The sequence below is a fragment of the Variovorax sp. P4_D9 genome (assembly GCF_056401695.1).
The window spans coordinates 1-1,326 of the sequence record NZ_JBFUIU010001454.1; the positions used below are offsets into that span (position 1 = coordinate 1).

Consider the following 1,326-nt stretch of genomic DNA (forward strand, 5'->3'; position numbering starts at 1 on the left):
GGGCACCGTGTCCACTTCGGGTACCGTGATGGCATTTCGCAACCTCACTTTGCAGGTATTCACGAGGATGTCAACGCAGTACCAGGCGACTTTTTGCTTGGCACCAACTTCATCAACTCTCGTGGTGGCAACTACATCGGCCGATTGCCTAGCGCTCTGGCGCAAAACGCGACCTATGCCGCCTATCGGGTCATGGCGCAGCATGTCGACAAGTTTGAAAAATTTCTTGCCGACACGGTGAAGGAAGACGAACGTGAGGAGCTTGCCGCGAAGCTGATGGGTCGATGGAGGAACGGCGCGCCGATCACTCGCTACGCAGATGCCGCCCTCCCAGACACTGCGATCGATCACGTTGATCTGGATGACTTCGACTACGCATCGCCCTCCGGCATTGGTGATGACAGCGTCGGTGCGCGCTGCCCCTTCGGCGCGCACATTCGTCGGTTCAATCCCCGAAGTGGGATGGTGCTTGGTGTGCCGTGGGGGCGGCTTGTCATCCGCCGCGGGCTGCCATACACGTACATGGACCAACCAGAGGAGACATCCCGCGGCCTGGTGGGTATGTTCATGTGCGGCGACCTCGAATCTCAGTTCGAGTTCCTGCTTGGCGTCTGGGGCAGACAAGACCTCTCCAGCTTTGGGCTGCAAGGATCCCAGGATCCAATTACCTCAACATCGCCAAATGAGACGCCTTTCACGTACACATCGTCAACGGGGCAACAAGTCACCGTTCAAGTGCCGACCCTCACCAGGACGATCGGCAGCCTCTACCTTTTCATGCCCGGCTTGAACGGCCTCAAGGTGATTGCCGAAAGTGAACCGGAGTCGAAGGGGAAAGACCGATCGAAGGCCGAAAAGCCCACGGTTCCACTGCCATTTGACATCACCTCGAAGAGATTCAGGGACAACCCATACGAAGTCTTCTCTGAGCTCAGGGAGCGTCAGCCGGTGTACAAGGTTGGAGGTGGCCACAACGGCAACTGGGTACTGAGCCACAAGCTTGTCACCGAGGTCTGCGAAAACGCGGATCGCTTCCTCAAGCCTGGCCACAATCGCGACCCACAGAATCCACCCTTTGGCCTCAATGGCAATACGGATGACGGGCTGTTCTTCATGGACCCGCCGAGGCACACACAGGTCAGGCCGGTGATGAATGCCATCTTCTTTGAGGCCCTGATGGAAGTTGAGCCAAAGATCATGATGCTCAACGAGAATCTGCTCGGCACACTTGATCCCAAGCTTGGATTGGAGTTTGTCTCGCAGTACGCCACCCTAATGGCCGCAGGTGCCTTCATGGAAATCATGGGTATCCCAGATGGCCAGAAG

At 57.2% G+C, this 1,326-nt stretch carries 1 protein-coding gene; it reads left to right on the forward strand.

Annotated elements, in window-relative coordinates; genetic code table 11:
• Window positions 1–93 precede the first annotated feature (93 nt).
• A partial coding sequence (locus AC1DY5_RS55935) for a hypothetical protein (protein ID WP_478122754.1) occupies window positions 94–1,326 on the forward strand: 1,233 nt, incomplete at its 3' end.